Here is a 20,019-nt window from a genome sequence, read left to right on the forward strand (position 1 = left end):
TGATAATGACTCAATAAAACTTACTTAGTTTGTCAGTATTGTATATTTGCTAAGGATTTACAGTTCTATAGAATTTTAAAAAGCCATATTGTTAAAATTTAAAGCCTTATAATAGGAATTTATGAATATTAGAATCGGTAAAAAAGAAGACATGAAGGCTGTTTTGAGCTTAATTCAAGAATTAGCTGATTTTGAGAAAGAGCCCGATGCTGTCATAATAACAGCGGAAGACCTTATAAGAGATGGTTTTGGTGACAAACCCATGTTTCATGTTTTTGTTGCCGAAATAAATTCGGATTCAAACGACAAGGAAATTGTTGGAATTGCGTTTTATTATTACCGTTATTCTACTTGGAAAGGAAAAATAATTCACCTAGAAGATTTAGTAGTAAAAAACAGTATGCGCGGCAAAGGTATTGGATATGCGTTGTATTCTGAAATTATAAAGCAAGCTCAAAGAGACAAGGTAAAAAGAATAGATTGGAACGTACTGGACTGGAATACTCCGGCGATTGATTTTTATGAAAAAACAGGCGCTAAAGTATTAAAAGAATGGCATGTTGCTCAAATGGATGAAGCAGGAATTGCTAATTTTATAGAAAATAGATTAAAACAATATTAGAGAAAATAAAATATGAAAGTATTTAAATTTGGTGGAGCTTCTGTCAAAGATGCTGCCGGAATAAGAAACGTATATGACGTTTTGCAAAAAGCAGGTTACGAAGATGTATTATTAGTAGTTTCTGCAATGGGAAAAACTACAAACGCATTAGAGCTAGTGATTAAAAATTATTTTGATAAATCACCTGAACTTAGTGCTTCAGTACAAGAAATTAAAAAATACCACAATCAAATTTTATTGGATTTATTTGAAGATGAAAACCATGCCGTTTTTGCTGGTGTTCAAACTCATTTTTCAGATTTAGAATATTTTTTAGCACACAATAAATCACCTAACTACAACTTTGTTTACGACCAAATTGTGAGTATGGGAGAAATTATTTCGACTACTATTTTGAGCTATTACATGAATTTCATGGGAATTGAAACCCAATGGATTGATGTGCGTAATTTTGTTAAAACTAACAACAATTACCGTGATGCTGAAGTAGATTGGGAATTAACTCAAAGCAATATTTCTAAAAACATCAAAACCAAATGCTTGAATATTACTCAAGGTTTCTTGGGTTCTGACGAAAACAATTTTACAACCACTTTAGGTCGTGAAGGTTCTGATTATACTGCTGCTATTTTTGCTTATTGCTTAAATGCCGAAAGTGTAACCATCTGGAAAGATGTTCCTGGAGTAATGAATGCTGACCCAAGATATTTTGAAAATGCAAGTTTGCTAAACCAAATATCCTACAGAGAAGCTATTGAGTTAGCTTTTTACGGAGCAACAGTAATTCACCCAAAAACATTACAACCTTTACAAAAAAAGGAAATTCCTTTGCACGTAAAATCTTTTATCAATCCTTTATTAAAAGGAACTGTGGTAAGCAAAGGAGCAACACTTGAGCCTTTTATGCCTTGTTTTATTGTAAAAAGAGAACAATTGTTAATTTCGCTTTCTTCAATTGATTTTTCATTCATCATGGAAGAAAATATCAGTGAAATTTTTGGTTTATTCCACGAATTTAAAATCAAAGTAAACTTAATTCAGAACTCGGCAATTAGTTTTTCTGTGTGTGTAGAAGACAAGTTTGGCAACTTCAAAGATTTACTTGCTATTTTATCAAAAAAATTCAAAGTAGGTTACAACGAAAATGTTACGCTTTACACCATCAGACACTTTAACGACACTGCTGCACAAACCGTTAGCGAAGGAAAAACAGTTCTATTAAAACAATTAGGTACTGAAACCATGCAAATTGTAACCAAAGAAAACTAAGCTTTTCTTAACTATATATTCTTAAAAAAGACATTGTTGTTTGTTACAAAACAATAATGTCTTTTTTTTGTCTTACAACTTAGCAATTCTGCAATAAATTATTACTTTAGGAAATAATAAGTTAATGGTTTGATAATTCATAAGCCTGTTGATAAAAAGTTTGTTTAACTATTTTTATCATTAAAATGATTGAAAAATGAATTTAAACACTCCTAGCAAAACAATATTAGTAGCTCCATTAAATTGGGGCTTAGGTCATGCAACACGATGTATTCCTATTATTAAAGCCTTACAAGACAACAATCATATCCCTATTATTGCTTCGGACGGAATTGCTTTGGATTTATTAAAAAAAGAATTTCCTTATTTAAGATTCCTCGAACTTCCTTCATACGAAATAGAATATGCTAAAAATGGCAAGTATTTCAAATGGAAACTGCTAAAGAATTGCCCTAAAATGATTGAAGCCATTTTAGAAGAAAAAAAATTGGTAAAAAAATGGATTAAAAAATATGAAATTGACGGTATCATATCTGACAATAGACTAGGTGTTTTTAGTAAAAAAGTACCTTCGGTATTTATCACCCACCAACTCAATGTAATGACCGGAAACACTACCTGGATTACTAGCCTTTTACATCAAAATATTATCAAAAAATTCACTGAATGTTGGGTTCCTGACACCAACAACACTCCTAATTTAGCAGGCGAATTAAGCCATTTAAAAAGACCCGATTTAAACATTAAATACATTGGCCCTTTGAGTAGGATGCATTGTAAAAAAGTAGAAAAAAAATACGATTTAATGATAGTTCTTTCCGGTCCAGAACCTCAAAGAGGAATGCTGGAAGAAAAACTAAAAAAAGAAATTCTACATTATAATGGAAAAATCCTTTTTATAAAAGGAATTATAGAAAAAGAACAAAAAAAGGAACAAACAGAAAATCTTACTTTTTACAATTTTATGCACAGCCGTCAGCTGGAACAATCCCTAAACGAAAGTGAACTGATACTTTGTCGTTCTGGCTACACCTCGATTATGGATTTAGCAAAACTAAATAAAAAAGCTTTTTTCATACCTACTCCAGGACAATACGAACAAGAATATTTAGCTAAAAAATTAGAAGCAGAAAAACGAGTTCCTTATACAGAACAAAATCTTTTTAGCATCCAAAATCTTGAAAAAACAAAAAACTACAAAGGTCTTTCGGAAATAAAATCTGATTTAAATTGGGCTGAAATTTTTAATGTATTTCAATAAAAAAACAAACACTAATCAATCAAAAATGATCAATTAGTGTTGTTTAAAATGTTATCCTAATTAACCCCCGTTATAGGATAACGATACAAAAAAACTAACCTAACTATTAGTGTTATTGTAAAGAAACAATCACAAACTCACTACGTCTGTTTGCTTGATGTTCCTCTTCAGTACATTCTACGCCATCAGCACATCTATTTACTAATTGCGATTCGCCATAACCTTTAGCTGTCAAGCGTGATTTATCAATTCCATTATTAATTAACCATTCTTTAGTTGAAGCTGCTCTCCTTTCTGAAAGTTTCATATTGTATGCTGCAGTATTTCTACTATCTGTATGTGAACGGATATCAATTTTAATGGTTGGATTTTGAATCATTACATCTAAAATTTTAGACAATTCAAGGGCTGCATCAGGACGAATATCTGATTTGTTTAAATCAAAATAGATAATTTTAATTCCAAATGCTTTAGCAATATCATCTCCTACAGTTACTTTCTTAAGTGTTTTTTCAATTGTAATTGGAACAAGTGTTTTACCAGTGTTATCGGCAATCACTGCAGAAACTTCATCAGTATTATAAGCCTCTTTTTCAGTTTTAATGTAATATTTAGCATTACAATCTACTTCACCAAAATCAAATTCACCTTTTGTGTTTGTCAAAGCTGTTTTCAAAGCTTTATAGCTACTATCAAACAAACTCACTTTTGCACCTTCAATTAACTCATGAGTTTCAACATCTGCAACAGTTCCTCCTAAAAACTGCTCACATGGATATTCAATGGGTCTATTTTCTTTTACTTTATAAATATCATCTCCTCCCTGACCTCCATCTCTATTAGAAGTAACATATCCTATTTTAGTTTCTGGATTAAATAAAAATCCAAAATCATCTTTTGAACTATTTAAAGGTTCACCTACATTAAGAACCTCTTTAAAAGTACCATCTTGTCTCGCTTTTGAAACAAAAACATCCATTCCTCCTAAACCAGGATGCCCGTCAGAAGCAAAATAAAGTTCATTCTTTTCAGTTATAAATGGAAAAGTTTCTCTTCCCTCTGTATTAATCCCTTTACCTAAATTTTCTGGAGTTCCATAACTTCCATCCTCATTAATACTTACCTTATAAATATCCGATTGCCCTACTGTTCCTGGCATATCTGAAGCAAAATACAAGGTCTTTTCATCAAAACTCAAAGCTGGATGTGCAGCACTATAATCATCACTATTAAAAGGTAATTCGGTAATATTTTCCCATTTATCACCATTTAAGTTTGCTTTGTAAATTTTCAACAAAGTAGTTTCATTTTCATCTTTCCCACGCTTACCATCATTGTAATTGTTTCGGGTAAAATAAACTGTTTTTCCATCTTTAGTAAAAACAGGAGTCGCCTCGTGAAACTTTGTATTTAAATTTCTAAAAGCTCTTCTAACATTAGTTAAAGCTCCGTCTGAATCAATTCTTGCCTGATACAAATTAGTAAATCCTTCACCTGTCCAAGGATCCATTCTTTTAACAAAATTTCCAGTATCACGAGCGGTAGCAAAAACTAGATATCCATTGTAATAAGAACTTCCATAATCTGAATATTTGGAGTTTATCCCAGCGTTCTCGATATCGTACCTTCCTGAATTTTTCTTAATAACTTCAAGATAGTTTTTTTGATTATTGGCAAGTTTGGCTCTCAGATCATTTCCGTTTTCTTTATTAAATTTAGCCATCATTTCATCGGCCTTTTCATACTCTTTAATTGACTTTAAAGATTGAGCATAACGATAATAACATTCTGGTTTTACGATTGTTTCAGTAGTAAACAATTCTTTATAGTACTTAGCGGCATTCTCTAAATCGCCATTAAAATAATATGCGTTTGCTAATTTTAACAACATATCTGGTGACTTATACCCTCTTTCATACATACGCTCATAAGTCTTAATCGCATCAATATAAGCGAATCTATCGTACTCTTTATCTGCCTTATTATCATTTGAACTAACTTGCGCCGAAAGTTGTAAAGCAAAGAAGCTAAACAACAATACTGATATGTAATACTTTTTCATAAGCTTATTATTTTAGAAAAATCTTGGAGTTATTATTCTTTTCTGAATGTTAAACAATTCAAAACGTAAGAATATTTCGTGAGAACCTGAATTATAATGTTCTAAACTAGTGGTATCAAAATCATAGCTATAGCCTACAAGCAAACCATCCGTTAGTTGAATTCCTGCCATAGCTGTCGCTGCAGCACTTAAACGATACGAAAGACCTAAAGTAAATTTATCTTGTAACATTACGTTGGCAGACAAATCAACCTGTAAAGGTGCTCCAGAAACCATTTTAGTCAAAATACTTGGTTTGAATTTAACTGTAGGACTCATATCAAATACATAACCTCCAATTAAATAATAGTGCAATCTATCTTTGACAGCTGCCTCAGTATTATCATCAAAATGTTTGATTGTTAAAAAATTAGGAACCGAGAAACCTACATAAAGCTTGTCTGAATGATAATAAACACCAGCACCTATGTTTGGCGAGAATGCATTATCTATATTATTTTGAAATACAGCACTACCTCCATTATAACGATCCAGTTTTGTATAATCTACATTCAATAAATCTCCTGAAGCTTTAATCCCAAAAGATAAATTGTATTCTTCAGAAGTAGGAATTGTATAAGATACATCCACTGCAATATTATTCTGGTCTGCAGCTCCAATTTTATCATTTACAAAAGACACCCCAATACCAACTCTTGAATTTTGAATTGGTGTATTGATTGAAAATGCATTTGTTGTTGGAGCCCCATCTAATCCTACCCATTGTGTACGATGTAAACCGAAAATACTTGCTACTCCTCGACTACCGGCATAAGCAGGATTAATGTTAATGGTGTTATACATATAATGCGTGAACTGCGAATCTTGTTGAGCAAAGCCAGACACCGTTACTAACAACAGAAGTATTATTATAGAATTTGTTTTCATACTATTAATTTTAATTTATTCTAAAAGAACCTTTCTTTCTCGTGAGCTGCATTTACTAATTATTAATTAAATGCAGGTATCCTGCTTTGTTAAAACCTTTACCGTCTTTATCTACATATTTAATTACATAGAAATAAGTTCCGCTAGGTAAAGCTTTAGATTGGCTAACCGTTGCTCTTCCTTCAGAGACACCTCTAAAAGCTTTGGCAATATTATCGTAACCATCAACATCATAAACTTTAACTCCCCAACGGTCAAATATTTGAACCGAGTTATTAGGATAACAATCAATACCTCTTACATAAAATATCCTCTGATAATCTGAGCCTACGTTTGGAGAAACTGCATTAAACACATTAAGAGTACATCCTTCAACACCTATTACGGTAGCATCATTTTCTAATGGACTATCATCATCAGACAAATCCTGAACTACTACACCTAAAGGACTTGTTCCATACACAGTTGCTTGATTAGTTACATGACCAGCAATAATATCTTCTTGAGTGATACTGTAACTTGCATAAAACGTTGTGTTATCCATAGCACCAATAGCCATATTAATCATTCCACTATTCATATCAAGTCCTGCCATTGCATCATCAATCCAAACATCAGATAACGGTACATTACCCATATTCATAATGGTGTAAGTATACTTGATCGTTTCACCAATTTGAGCTTGACCATCCATATTTTCATCCTGAAATTCTCCCGTTAACATTAAAGCAATTTTTGGAGATTGTGGTAATCCTGTAATAGTACAAGTTGGACAAGCCGTATTTACTGGACACGTTGTACAAGGTGTTGGGTCAACTGAATTAGCCGAAACAGTCACATCTAAGGATGTTTTAGCCGAAACTGTTGCTGAATTATAGACTACTCCAGCATTAATATCGTCTTGCGTAATTAGATATTCGGCTGTATATGCATTGGTATTAGAAGCGTTAACAGCTAAAGAAGGAATTACAGTACCTTGAACATTCGCATTGTCATCTGTTAAACTAATATTGTAAAGTATTGTGTTTCCAGTATTTTTAATTTCAAAAATATACTTCACTTTGTCACCAATACTTGCAATACCATCATTGTTTGTATCTTCATATACGCCGTCTTTAGTTAAAGTTATAGCAGGCATTTGATCCAAACTTGTTTCTGTCGGATTATCATTAGTGATGGCTGTACCAGATATATCAGTAACATCATCTCCATTTGGATCTTTACCAACGGCTGTTGCTTGATTAACTATTTTACCAAACTCAATATCAGTTTGTTTTATTACATAAGTTGCTGTAATAGAGTTATCGGAAGTACCCGGAGCTAAAGAAGCAATTGTATTAGTTCCTATTATCAAATCAGTCAAAGGATCCGTAACTACAATATTCTTAATAGTAGTATTTCCTGTGTTATGAACAGTAAATGTATACGTTACAATCTCTCCAGCTGAAATAACAGTTGGTGTTGATGCCGTTTTTACTAATGCTATACTTGAATTTTGAGTTAGTGGAGTATCAGTAGTATCGTCTGTTGTTAATGTTGTTCCTGAAACATCAGTAATATCATTATTCTGAGGATCTTTGGCCGTTACTAAGGCTGAATTTGATACTTTTCCTGCATCAATATCTGCCTGAGTAATCGTATAAGTTCCCACAATACTGGTATCATCAGTAACTCCTGGAGCTAATGTAACTATTGGACTTCCTGTTATAGTCAATCCAACCATTGGATCCGTTACCACTACATTGGTTAAAGTAGTATTTCCTGTATTTTTTACGGTAAACTTATAAGTAATAACTTCTCCTAAAAGCCCTGTTCCAGTTCCACCGATTGTGGCTGTTTTCATCAATGCAATAGTTGAAGTATGAGTTACAGGAGTATCCGTAGTATCATCCGTTGTTAATGTTGTTCCTGAAACATCAGTAATATCATTATTCTGAGGGTCTTTAGCCGTTACTAAAGCTGAATTTGATACTTTTCCTGCATCAATATCTGCCTGAGTAATTGTATAAATTCCCACAATACTGGTATCATCAGTAACCCCAGGAGCTAATGTAACTATTGGACTTCCTGTTATAGTCAATCCAACCATTGGATCCGTTACCACTACATTGGTTAAAGTAGTATTTCCTGTATTTTTTACGGTAAACTTATAAGTAATAACTTCTCCTAAAAGCCCTGTTCCAGTTCCACCGATTGTGGCTGTTTTCATCAATGCAATAGTTGAAGTATGAGTTACAGGTGTATCCGTACTGTCATCCGTTGTTAATGTTGTTCCTGAAACATCAGTAATATCATTATTCTGAGGGTCTTTGGCTGTTACTAAGGCTGAGTTTGATACTTTTCCTGCATCGATATCTGACTGAGTAATCGTATAAGTTCCTTTTATTGTGGTATTAGTAACTCCAGGAGCTAATATAGCTATTGGATTTCCTGTAATAGTTAAACCAACCATAGGATCCGTTACCACTACATTTGTCAAAGTAGTATTCCCCGTATTTTTTACTGTAAAGGTATACGTGATAACTTCTCCCAAAAGCCCTGTTCCAGTTCCACCGATTGTAGCTGTTTTCATCAATGCAATAGTTGAATTCTGAGTTACAGGAGTATCCGTACTGTCATCCGTTGTCAAAGTTGTTCCCGAAATATCAGTCACATTATTATTCTCTGGATCTTTTGCTATCACTAAGGCTGAGTTGGTAACTTTTCCAGCATCAATATCTGCCTGAGTAATTGTATAAGTTCCTTTAATTGTTGTATTATCAGTAACCCCAGGAGCTAATGTCGCTATTGGATTTCCTGTAATAGTTAATCCAATCATTGGATCTGAAACTAAAATATTCTTTAAGGTCGTTGTTCCTGTATTTTTAACTGTAAATTCATAAGAAATAACTTCTCCCAAAAGTCCCGTTCCAGTCCCTCCAATTGTTGCTTTTTTCATTAATGCAATACTTGAACTTTGAGTCAAAGGAGTTTCTGTAGCATCATTGGTACCTTTGGTAGTTCCAGAGATATCAGTAACATCATTACTAAGTGGATCTTTTGCTATCACCGTAGCTTGATTAACTACTTTACCAGCATCAATATCAGCTTGAGTAATAACGTAAGTTCCTGTAATAGTTGTAGCATCAGTAGTATTAGGTGCCAAAGTTGCAATTTGATTTACCGGAATAGTCAAACCGGTAGTAGTCATAGGATCTGTTACTACAATATCCGTTAAAGTAGTTGTTCCTGTATTTGTTACTGCAAAAGTATAGGTAATAGTTTCTCCTAAAAGCCCTGTTCCAGTACCATCAATTGTTGCTGTTTTTACTAAAGCAATCGTTGATCGCTGTCCAATTGGTGTTTCGGTTGCATCATCAGTAGTTATTGTTGTTCCAGAAATATCTGTAACATCATTACCTTCTGGATCTTTTGCAGTCACTAAGGCTGAATTAGTAACTTTCCCTGCATCAACATCATCTTGAGTAATGGTATAAGTTCCTGTAATACTTATATTAGTAGCTCCAGGTGCTAAAGTTGCAATTGGACTTCCTGAAATTACCAATCCTGTCATTGGATCCGTTACTACTACATTCGTTAATGTTGTTGTTCCTGTATTGGTTACAGCAAAAGTGTAGGCAATTACATCATTTAACTCTCCTGCTCCTCCTACTTCTGCAGTTTTTACTAATGCAATAGTAGCAGTTTGATCTACTGGTGTTTCTGTAGGATCATCTGTAGTTATTGTTGTTCCAGAAATATCCGTAACATCATTAGCTTGTGGATCTTTTGCCGTTACTAAAGCTGAATTCGTAACCTTACCAGCATCAATATCAGCTTGAGTAATAATATAAATTCCTGTAATACTATTGTCTGTATCTCCTGGTGCTAAAGTTGCAATTGGACTTCCTGAAATTACCAACCCAGTCATTGGATCTGTAACAATTACATTAGTTAAGGTAGTATTTCCTGTATTAGTTACACTAAATGTATAGTTAATAATATCTCCCAAAGCTGCTGTTCCACTTATAGTTCCCGTTTTTACTAATGCAATAGTATTTGTTTGAGCTATTGGAGTTGCTGTACAATCAGGACAGCTTGGGTCTATTGGACAACTAGCACAAGGTGTAGGGTCTGTAGAAGTTGCTGTAACATCCGTTCCTAAAATAGTTTGAGCCGTCACAGTTGCCAAGTTATACACTACTCCTGCATCTATATCTGCCTGAGTAATAGCATAAGTGGCCGTATATGATGTTGTATCATTTTCACCCGCTTCCAAACTAGCTATAGGAGTTCCCGATACAGTAGCGTTATTATCTGTTAAAACTACATTCGTTAAGGTTTCAAAACCAGTATTTTTAATATCAAAAGTATAATCAATTCGATCTCCAACATTAACAATTCCATCGTTGTTTGCATCAATATAAGTTCCATCTTTAGCTACCGAAATCGAAGAAGAGTTACATTCTAAACCACTTCCACTTCCGCCATCAGTCTCAAATGTATTTACAAATGCACCATAAACATTAATACTATTAACAACACTTGCCAACGAATTCAAGGTAAGTTTAATTTCGTCAAAAGGCAAAGTGGTTTTAAAACCAACATTATACACACCAGGAACAGAACCCAAAACATCTAATCCCAGAAGTGATAAATCAATTAACTGACCTGCTGATTTTGTTTCTTGTAAAACACCATTATTATAAGTACTAATATTTAAAGATTGAAGTAAATTAACTTGTGCTAATGTCCCTAAATCGTCAATAACATAACCTGCAAAAGTTCCTTGAGGATAAGTAAACAATTGATCTTTTACTGCAACAGAACCTGAGCCTATTACTCCTGCAACCAAAGTAATATTAGCATAATCTGTTGTATCTGCAGTTAATAAATTATTGGTATCATTCACAGCACAAGCTACACAAGCCACACCTTCAACACCTGTATTATCGTTATTAATAGTAACTGGAAAATCTGGATTTGTCCAAACATATTCTTTATTACACTCTACAACTGGATCACATAATTTTTGAAAAACGGAGTAATACACTTTAACTTCTCCCAGATTGACAGAAACCAAATTTTGAAAGGTAATTTTAGCTTCATCAAATGGCATTGTTGACACAAAACCTATTGTTTCTTTTCCTGTTCCAACCAACAAATCAGTTCCTACAGACACTAAAGGCCCATTACCTGTTTTTGTTTCTTGCTGCACACCATCTAAATAAGTGGTAACAGTTACCGCACTCAAAGCGTCAACATTAAGTAAAGCTGGATTTTCTATTGTATAACCTGCAAAAGTTCCTGCAGGGTAATCTGTAATTTGATTTTTTACTGACAAACTCCCAGTTGTGCCTACTCCTACTGATAAATTTACACTGGTATAATTAGTAAGATCTGCATCTATTAAATTATCTTGATTTGACACACTACATAGTGCACAAACCAAACCATTAATTCCAGAATTAGCACTGTTCACATAAACTGGATAAGTTGGAGCTGTCATAGGTGTTTGAGTATTACAGGCTAAATCAGGACCAGCACAAAACTTTTCAAAAACAGCCCCGTAAACTCTAGTTGTTCCTAAACTCAATCCCACCGTTTGATTGATGGTTAATTTTACCTCATCAAAATCTTGACTACTAACAAAACCTAACTTAAAAGAACCCGATGCAGGAAGCAATCCTACATTAGCAACCAAATTATTTCCAGAAAACTGTTCTTTCTGTACTCCATCTAAATAAGTTGAAACAACAATATTACCTAAAACTGAAAGATCTAGTAAACCTGTATTCTCTATTTCAAATCCTGCATATGTTCCTGCTGGATAATTCGTAACCTGATCTTTAATAGCGATACTTGCATCAGCCACAGCACCAACTGTAAAACTTATTGTTGCATAATCAGAATCATTAGCACTAACAGCATTGTCTACATCAGTAATACTTCCTACCGAAAGAAGACCTGTAAATCCTGTATTAGCCTGATCTATTGTAACTGGATAAATAGGAGAACTCATTTTAGTCATGGTATTGCAAACTAAATCTGGTCCTGCTGAATATTCTTTAACTACTGCATAGAAAACATTTGTATCACTTAATAAAGATACTGTTCCATTTAAAACGATTTCAATAGCATCAAAAGCTTTTAAAGTATTAAAACCAACTAAACTTTCATTTGTTCCAGAAAGCAAACTCAAACCTAATAAAGCATTTCCTGAGTTTGAATCCTGTAAAACACCGTCTAGATATGTTTTTATGGTTATTCCGTTTAACAAATCTAAACTAAGTAGTTGACTTCCTGTACCAATTTTGAAACCTGCAAAAGTTCCAGGTACATAGCTTTTATTTAAAGTTCCATCGGTAACACGCAATGTATTGACTACACCTACACTAAGAACACCTGTACTAGCAGTTGCATAATTAGTTAAATCACCATCAATTAAATTACTCTCGTTGCTTATACCACAACCAACACATAAGGTAGCTGTAGTACTTTTATTAACAGACAAATTGGCAAAATTTGAAGACACAAAAGGAATTGGATCTGCTCCGTTATCTTGTCCAAAGGAATTTAAAGACACTAATATGAAACTCAAAAAGAAGAAGAATTTGCTAAATCTATTTCTTCCAACAAAGTAATTGTTTCTCATAATCTAAAGAATTTAATTTTGATTTAAATCAATATTTAGTTTTTTTTTATCGGAATAGTACGACTACAAAAAACATAAAGCTCAACAGCAATAATGATTTATTGACAAAATTAAAATATTGAATACGGATAAAGCCAAAATATCCGTAGACATAAAACTACAGCTTAACAAAATAAAAACTACAAAAAAATGGCTAAATATCAACTTTAAAACAGATTTATTCCTACAAAAACAACATGATTATATTGGTATATTTGTGGAATACTAGAACTAGCATTAATATTATTTGACTACTGTATCATTGTATTTCCTACATTAACATTAAAAACAATCAAACGAATCAAATAAAATTTTTTAAAATTGAAACAGGCTAAAACACATACAGTTACTTTTTTAATTATAATTCTGACAGCTTGTTCTTTATTGATTGTCATAAATTTTTACACCATAAAAACATTGTCCGCAACAAGAGCCTATGTAAATGGAGAATCTCGTTACTCTAAAGGACATAACGTTGCTACCAGAAATTTGATTAATTATTTATTTACCTCTAAGAATAAATATTGGTCAAACTTTTTGTCCAATATTAACATTCCTATGGGTGATGCCAAAGCCAGGATATCACTAACTGATAAATTAGATAATGAAACCACAAAACAAGGATTCAGAGAGGGAAAAAACCATGAAGAAGACTTAAATGATATGATTTGGTTGTTTAACAACTTTCAAAAAATATGGTTCTTTAAGAAAGCTATAGAAGAATGGAAAAAAGGTGATGAACTAAACTTAAAATTGTATCAAAAAGGACTTGATTTACATGAAAAAATTAAGAATCGAAAATTAGACCCAGAATCGAAAATCAAAGCTTTAGAAGAATTAAACGAGTTAAACATAAAAATAGGCCGTATCGAAGAACGGTTTTCAAATTTATTAGGAGATGGTACCCGTAAAACAAACTATTATCTTCTATTAATAAACATTTTTTTCATTTGTATTATCATAAGTTCCATAAGTATTTACTATAGTGGAATGCTCAAAAAAATAATAAAATCCAAACAAGAATTAAAACAACAAAAAATACAACTGGAGGCAATAATTAATGATTTAGAAAAAACGAAACAAGATTTATTTACCGAAATTATTCAACATAAAAAAATAATTGGTACTGTAAGCCATGATATTAGGAGCCCTTTAAAATACATTCAACTTATAGCCAAACACCTAAGCAGCAACACTAAAAAAACAAAAAACACAACAATACACAATTACGCAAACTCCATTTACAAATCTTCCTCACAACTGTATGAGTTTACCAAAACACTCATTGAATACTCAAAAATATATATTGAAGATCGTGATTATGATCAAAAAAGTTATTCCGTTTATGATTTAATAGAAAACAAAAAAACTTTCTTTGAAGATATCGCTTCTATAAATGGCACTAAAATCATCAATAATACCGATGCAAACCTAACCTCAGATATCAACATCAGAATCGTTTCGATAATTATTCATAACTTAATAGACAATGCTGTAAAAAATACCAACTCGGGAACTATTGAAATTGGCGCAAAAGCAGATAACAATAAAATAGCATATTGGGTAAAAGACACTGGTAACGGAATGAGCCAAGACATCATTGATTATTATACTAATTTATACAAAAACAGAGATCCTGAAAAGCTTATTTTAAGTACCTATGGAATTGGCTTACATTTGGTATTAGAATTACTAATAATTCTAAATGGAAACATTTCGTTTTCAAACCCAAATAACGAAGGCACTACAGTAACAATAGAAATCAATTTTAAACAAAATAAGTGCTTAACCTAAATAGTTAAACTATGCAAAAAGAAATACTAATAGTAGATGATCATTTAGTTGTAAGAACAGGCGTTTCAATCATATTAGAAGAAAAAATTAAAAACATCTCCATCACCACAACTGAGAATTTTAATCAAACTCTAAAAATTCTGACAGAGAAAAAGTTCGATTTAATAATCCTAGACATCAACATTCCAGGTGGAAGAAATACAGCTATGATTGAAGAGATTAGAAGTATTCAAGAAGATATTAAAATACTCATTTTTTCTGTTTACGAAGAAGAAACCCACGCCTGCCCTTATATTATTGCCGGAGCAAATGGTTATCTTAATAAACTAAGTGATAAAAAAAAACTATGTAATGCCATTGACAGTATTTTAAAAACTGGCAATTACCTAACCCCTGATATCATTAAAGAATTGGTAAAAGCTTCTACCAACAAAGAAAGTATTAATCCATTGGATAAATTATCTAAAAGAGAAAGAGAAATTTCAGAATTACTAGTTCATGGAGATGGAAACATAGAAATTGCTAACAAACTTAGTATCCAACTCACAACAGTAAGTACACATAAAAACAAAATTTTTAATAAATTAAATATTAAAAACATTGTAGAACTTATTAGTTTATTCAATAAAACCAATGGTGTAGACCATTAAACTTATATCTAAAAACCATAAAAAACCAGTTTCTTGTTGAGAAAGGAAACTGGTTTTTTTTATAAATAAATCTTTATTAAGAATAACTATTATTGCTTATCATCAAATTTTTCGTGTTTGATAATTTTAGCTTTTATCATAAAATGCACATGTTCAGCAATATTGGTACAATGCTCCGACACACGCTCCAGATGTTTTAAAACCATCACTAAATTCATACCCGAAACAACCGCCTTAGAATTAGACTTCATCTCGTTCATTAAATTATGAATGGTATCGTCAGTTCCTTTTTTAATACTATTATTTAAAACAAAAATTTCTCCGATAGTTGTTTCACTTCTGTCTAAAAAACATTTGTTCATTTTTACCGTAATTTGCTCTACCTGTTTAGCTAATTCAGCAACATTAAATTTGACAATTAAATCATGTTTATCTTTAATGTTTTTAGAGTTTTTGATAACACTCATAGCTAAATCACCTATTCTTTCAATCTCATTACTAATTTGCATGGAAGCCATAATAAATCGCAAATCAGAAGCAACAGGTTGTTGTAATGCAAAAATAGTTTGACAAATCTCATCAATTTTCACATCTAATCTATCTATCTTTTCTTCGGTTTTTTTAACCTCTTTTTTCTCAGCCATAGGCTCAGAAAGCAAAGCTTTTACTGCTTCACTCAATTGATTTTCAGCAAGATTACCAATCTTGATAATTACATTTTTAAGCTTTTCTAATTCTATTTCGAAGTGTGATGCCATTTTTTTTAATTTAAAGTTAGCTGATTATAAAGAAAGTTGCAAATATCAACCAAATCTTCCTGTTATATAATCCTCAGTCTGCTGTATCGCCGGTTTTGTAAAAATTGTTTTTGTTTTATCGCACTCAATTAATTCTCCCATATAGAAAAAAGCAGTGTTATCACTCACACGTGCTGCTTGCTGCATGTTATGCGTTACAATAACAATAGTATATTGATTTTTTAATTCGTGAATCAATTCTTCAATTTTAGAAGTTGAAATAGGATCCAAAGCCGAAGTAGGCTCATCCATTAATAAAACTGAAGGTTGAATCGCTAAGGCACGAGCAATACACAAACGCTGTTGCTGCCCACCAGACAATTCAAAAGCAGATTTTTTTAATTTATCTTTTACTTCTCCCCACAAAGCCACTTGCTCTATAGAAGTAACAACTCTTTCTTCGATAATGTTTTTATCCTCAATTCCGTTAACTCTTAAACCGTAAGCTACATTTTCGTAAATGCTTTTTGGAAAAGGATTTGGTTTTTGAAATACCATTCCAACATTCTTTCTCAAATCATCTACATTGGTATTCTTTTGATAAATATCATTTTGATCGATTAAAATAGTCCCTTCCATGCGGGTATTATCAATCAAATCATTCATTCTGTTCAGTAAACGTAAATAAGTAGATTTTCCACATCCTGAAGGACCAATAAGTGCCGTAACGGTATTTTCCTTCATCGATAAAGAAATATCATGTAAGGCTTGTGTTTCTCCGTAAAAAAAGTTTACGTTTCTGGATTCTATTTTATGCATGTTAATTCATTTTTACTTTTTTTCCGTAATATTTACGAAGTGCATTCGCCAATAAATTAGAAATTAATACAATAATAATTAAAATAAGTGCTGTACCGTAAGCCATTGCTCGCGATTTTTCAATGTTTGTTCCACTGGTAGCAATTACATATAAATGATACGGCAAAGCCATTGCTTGATCAAAAATAGAAGTTGGTAATTTAGGCAAGAAATAAGCTGCAACTGTAAATAAAATAGGAGCCGTTTCTCCAGAAACCCTTCCGATGGATAAAATCAAACCGGTAATAATATTAGGAAATGCAATAGGCAAAACTACTTTGCTTGTGGTTTGCCATTTTGTAGCTCCTAAACCTAAACTAGCTTGTCTAAAAGTAGCATCAACAGCTTTAAGTGATTCTTCGGTAGTTCTAATAACTACTGGAAGCACTAATAAACCTAAAGTTAATCCACCAGCTAAAATAGAGTCGCCAAAGCCTAATTTATTTACAAATAATGACATTCCAAATAAACCAAAAACAATAGATGGAACACCTGCAAGATTATTAGTCATTTGTTTGATGATTTTTTTAACCACGCCGTCTTTTACGTATTCATTCATATAAATAGCTGCAAAAACACCAACCGGAAAGGCAAAAATCATACTGGCAAGAACTAAACAAAGTGTACCTACAATAGCTGGAAAAATTCCTCCTTCGGTCATACCATTAGAAGGCATTGCCGTAATAAACTCCCAACTAATAACTCCTATCCCTTTTATTACTATAAAAGCTAATATAACGAATAAAAGGGCAACAATAGCATAACTTATTGCTGTAAATATTCCAAAAGCAATCTTTTGATTGATTTTCTTTTTACGGGCTAATTTATTTTCAGAACTCATTATTAATGTTTTTTGTGTGATTTTCTATTAGTAACTAATTCGACTAACATATTAATCCCAAATGTTATCAAGAACAAAATACAACCTAAAGCAAATAAGGCTTCGTAGTGCAAGCCTCCGTTTGGTGCTTCACCAAGTTCTGCAGCAATAGTTGCCGGAATGGTTCGCACTGGAGCTAAAAGTGTATGTGGTATTACAGCAGCATTTCCAGTAACCATTAAAACCGCCATAGTTTCTCCAATTGCCCTACCAATTCCTAATATAGCACCGGCCGTAATTCCAGAGGCTGAATAAGGCATTACTACCTTGTAAATCGTTTGCCATTGACTTGCACCTAAAGCTAAACTTGCTTCTTTCATAGCGCGTGGTGTATTGCGCATTGCATCTTCAGAAATCGTAATAATTGTAGGCAAAGCCATAATAGCTAAAACCACACTTCCTGCTAAACCTGTTTCTCCTACAGGTAAATCAAAAGTACTTTGAATAAGAGGAACAATCACTACCAGACCAAAAAAACCATATACAACTGATGGAATTCCGGCTAATAATTCAATCAAAGGTTTTAAGATACTTCGAGTTCTTTTTTTAGCTATTTCACTTAGGTAAATTGCCGCTGCCAAACCGATAGGTAAAGCCAAAAGAATAGCTCCAAGACTAACCCACAAGGTTCCATAAATCAATGGCTTAACTCCCATTTGAGCAATTGGCTGTGCGGTAGGAAACCATTCTTCTCCAGATAAAAATTGATACACTGAAATTTTATCAATATCAACTTCTTTACCATTGAATTTTTTAGCCTTATATTTGTCTGAAAAGAAGGCGATTATTCCTGGCTGTTTTTGTATTAACTCGTTGAGTTTTTCTGGAAAGTATTCAAAATTAGAACCTAATTCTTCTTCGGTGTAATAGTCTGTAATATCACTAGTTCTAAACAAAACAATTGGCATATCCTCCCCTCCTAGCTGCTTCCAATTAGTGATTTTTTGATCAAAAATATCCTTTATTTGCGAAGGATGAAGCGTTTTTACATTATTAGTTGCATTAACCGCCAACATAAAACCATCATCAATAGGCTTTCTATTAAAAACTCCAGCCCCTTCAATAAATAGAAAAAAGACAATCAAGACTACTGTAATACTTGTAGCAGCGCCACTCAGCATTAAAATTGTCTCTATGATTCTCTCTTTTAACTGTTTAAAATTTGTTTTCAAATCCAGTATGTTTTATTTTTTGCAAAACTACGCCAGCAATCCAGACTGAATGTTCGGTAGTTATTATCTTTAGGTTAACTTAATGTTAAGACATTGTTTTCTTGGGTACAAAATAGTACAAAAAAAAGGCTATCAAAAATGATAACCTTTTTTAAGAATTCAATATTTAACCTTAAATAATTATTTCAAAGGAACATAACCTACTTCTGAAACTGTTTTTTGTCCAGCATCAGACAAAGCGTAATCAACAATTGATTTTACTTTTTCAGCGTTTGTTTTATCAAACATATAATACAAAGGTCTTGAAATTGGATACGTTTTATCTTTAGCACTTGCTACAGAAGGCTCGATAAAAGTTTTACCCTGATCATAAGAAACTGCTAATTGTTTTACTTCTTTAGTTTCATAAGCTAAACCAATGTACCCAATAGCACCTTTAGTTTGACCTACAGCTTGAACAATAGCTCCTGTAGCTGGTAAACTTAATACATCATTAGCATAGTTTTTCTTTTCCATAACCTCTTCTTTAAAGAACTCATAAGTTCCAGAAGAAGATTCTCTTGAATAAGCAACAATTTTCTCATCTGCTCCACCTACTTCTTTCCAGTTTTTAACCTCACCTGTAAAGATTTTTTCTAATTGTTCACGAGTTAATTTAGAAACTCCATTTGCTGGATTCACAATAACTGTTAAAGCATCAAAAGCGATAACTACTTGTTCAATCTCTTTTTTCTCTTCAGAAAACTTTAATTTCTCTTCTGTTTTTAAATCTCTAGAAGCCATTGCAATATCAGTAGTACCATCAATAAGAGCAGTAATTCCAACTCCAGATCCTCCACCTACTACCGTAATACTAACATTTGAATCTGATTTCATTAAATCTTCAGACTCTTTTTGAGCCAATGGCAAAACCGTATCACTTCCTTTTATAGTTACAGAAACAGCTGCTGCTTTATCTTCAGAACCTTTGTCTTCCGTTTTAGCCTTACCACAACTCAACATACCTATTAAAGGTAAAATCAAAAATAATTTTGTTTTTTTCATTTTGTTTTAAATTAATTGTTGCAAAAGTAACTACTCAATATTAAGCTAATGTTAATTCACTATTAAGCAA

The 20,019-nt window shown here is 32.5% G+C and carries 13 protein-coding genes; 5 read left to right on the forward strand and 8 right to left on the reverse strand.

Going from position 1 to position 20,019, the window contains the following annotated elements; all coding sequences use genetic code 11:
* Positions 1 to 121 precede the first annotated feature (121 nt).
* The 3 genes from AC4FRF_RS01695 to AC4FRF_RS01705 all read left to right on the forward strand — a co-directional run bounded on the left by AC4FRF_RS01695 (position 122) and on the right by AC4FRF_RS01705 (position 3,152).
* Positions 122 to 622, forward strand: a complete 501-nt coding sequence (locus AC4FRF_RS01695; RefSeq protein WP_491157710.1) for a GNAT family N-acetyltransferase — start codon at positions 122 to 124, stop codon at positions 620 to 622.
* A gap of 12 nt (positions 623 to 634) precedes the next feature.
* Positions 635 to 1,891, forward strand: coding sequence for an aspartate kinase (locus tag AC4FRF_RS01700; RefSeq protein ID WP_491157711.1), 1,257 nt, complete (start codon positions 635 to 637; stop codon positions 1,889 to 1,891).
* Between the two features lie 196 nt (positions 1,892 to 2,087).
* On the forward strand, positions 2,088 to 3,152 hold the full coding sequence (locus AC4FRF_RS01705) for a glycosyltransferase (protein WP_491157712.1): 1,065 nt from the start codon (positions 2,088 to 2,090) through the stop codon (positions 3,150 to 3,152).
* A gap of 112 nt (positions 3,153 to 3,264) precedes the next feature.
* On the opposite strand, the gene AC4FRF_RS01710 is transcribed toward AC4FRF_RS01705, so the two are convergent.
* Genes AC4FRF_RS01710 through AC4FRF_RS01720 form a run of 3 tightly spaced genes read right to left on the reverse strand, consistent with a single transcriptional unit; the run spans position 3,265 to position 12,775 of the window.
* On the reverse strand, positions 3,265 to 5,214 hold the full coding sequence (locus tag AC4FRF_RS01710) for an OmpA family protein (protein ID WP_491157713.1): 1,950 nt from the start codon (positions 5,212 to 5,214) through the stop codon (positions 3,265 to 3,267).
* A 12-nt stretch (positions 5,215 to 5,226) separates the two neighbouring features.
* On the reverse strand, positions 5,227 to 6,141 hold the full coding sequence (locus AC4FRF_RS01715; protein ID WP_491157714.1) for a PorP/SprF family type IX secretion system membrane protein: 915 nt from the start codon (positions 6,139 to 6,141) through the stop codon (positions 5,227 to 5,229).
* Positions 6,142 to 6,196: 55 nt separating this feature from the next.
* On the reverse strand, positions 6,197 to 12,775 hold the full coding sequence (locus AC4FRF_RS01720) for a DUF7507 domain-containing protein (protein WP_491157715.1): 6,579 nt from the start codon (positions 12,773 to 12,775) through the stop codon (positions 6,197 to 6,199).
* A gap of 360 nt (positions 12,776 to 13,135) precedes the next feature.
* Between AC4FRF_RS01720 and AC4FRF_RS01725 the strand changes: the two genes are divergently transcribed.
* Together AC4FRF_RS01725 and AC4FRF_RS01730 are read left to right on the forward strand one after the other, a co-directional pair.
* Complete coding sequence (locus tag AC4FRF_RS01725) at positions 13,136 to 14,608, forward strand: sensor histidine kinase (protein WP_491157716.1); 1,473 nt, start codon at positions 13,136 to 13,138, stop codon at positions 14,606 to 14,608.
* A gap of 11 nt (positions 14,609 to 14,619) precedes the next feature.
* Positions 14,620 to 15,258 (forward strand): response regulator, encoded by a 639-nt coding sequence (locus AC4FRF_RS01730; RefSeq protein ID WP_491157717.1) that lies wholly within the window; start codon positions 14,620 to 14,622, stop codon positions 15,256 to 15,258.
* Between the two features lie 89 nt (positions 15,259 to 15,347).
* Here the strand turns inward: AC4FRF_RS01730 and phoU are convergent, their stop codons facing one another.
* From phoU to AC4FRF_RS01755, 5 genes are all read right to left on the reverse strand, one after another.
* Positions 15,348 to 16,016 carry a phosphate signaling complex protein PhoU gene (gene phoU / locus AC4FRF_RS01735; protein WP_491157718.1) on the reverse strand — a complete coding sequence of 223 codons (669 nt, stop codon included), beginning with the start codon at positions 16,014 to 16,016 and terminating at the stop codon, positions 15,348 to 15,350.
* A gap of 45 nt (positions 16,017 to 16,061) precedes the next feature.
* Positions 16,062 to 16,814 (reverse strand): phosphate ABC transporter ATP-binding protein PstB, encoded by a 753-nt coding sequence (gene pstB / locus AC4FRF_RS01740; protein WP_491157719.1) that lies wholly within the window; start codon positions 16,812 to 16,814, stop codon positions 16,062 to 16,064.
* Position 16,815: 1 nt separating this feature from the next.
* Positions 16,816 to 17,694 (reverse strand): phosphate ABC transporter permease PstA, encoded by an 879-nt coding sequence (gene pstA, locus AC4FRF_RS01745; RefSeq protein WP_491157720.1) that lies wholly within the window; start codon positions 17,692 to 17,694, stop codon positions 16,816 to 16,818.
* Between the two features lie 2 nt (positions 17,695 to 17,696).
* Positions 17,697 to 18,905 carry a phosphate ABC transporter permease subunit PstC gene (gene pstC / locus AC4FRF_RS01750; protein WP_491157721.1) on the reverse strand — a complete coding sequence of 403 codons (1,209 nt, stop codon included), beginning with the start codon at positions 18,903 to 18,905 and terminating at the stop codon, positions 17,697 to 17,699.
* Positions 18,906 to 19,085: 180 nt separating this feature from the next.
* Positions 19,086 to 19,949 carry a PstS family phosphate ABC transporter substrate-binding protein gene (locus tag AC4FRF_RS01755; RefSeq protein ID WP_491157722.1) on the reverse strand — a complete coding sequence of 288 codons (864 nt, stop codon included), beginning with the start codon at positions 19,947 to 19,949 and terminating at the stop codon, positions 19,086 to 19,088.
* Positions 19,950 to 20,019: the final 70 nt, after the last annotated feature.

The organism is Flavobacterium sp. ST-158, assembly GCF_058309975.1.